A 386-nucleotide genomic window follows, 5' to 3' on the forward strand; every position below is an offset into this window, starting at 1 on the left:
GTCGATGATCGCGAGATCACGAGACATTTTACACTCAGCCAGGATGACTTCGATCTGATCGCAACCCGCCGCGGAGAAACCTCCCGATTGGGTTTCACGATGGTCATGCTCTACATGCGCTGGCCGGGACGGGTGCTGGAATCTGGTGAAACACCACCGGCTCCCATTCTGTCATTTGTTGCGCGGCAGCTCGACCTGTCCCCTGGGCTCTGGTCCCATTACGGACGTCGTGACGAAACCCGTCGATCCCATCTGGCCCACCTGATGAAGCGTTATGGCTACCGAACCTTCGATCGGTCGGCATTTCATGACATGACCGGTTTCGCGATGCCAATTGCACATCATGTGACCCAGCCATCCCGCATGGCTGCGATCCTGATTGACGA

At 57.0% G+C, this 386-nt stretch carries 1 protein-coding gene; it reads left to right on the plus strand.

Annotated elements, in window-relative coordinates:
* The coding region (locus KP705_RS18940; RefSeq protein WP_215765428.1) for a DUF4158 domain-containing protein at positions 1-386 on the plus strand (386 nt) is incomplete at both ends.

It is taken from the genome of Gluconobacter sp. P1D12_c (assembly GCF_018812105.1).
GTDB classification, from domain to species: domain Bacteria; phylum Pseudomonadota; class Alphaproteobacteria; order Acetobacterales; family Acetobacteraceae; genus Gluconobacter; species Gluconobacter oxydans_A.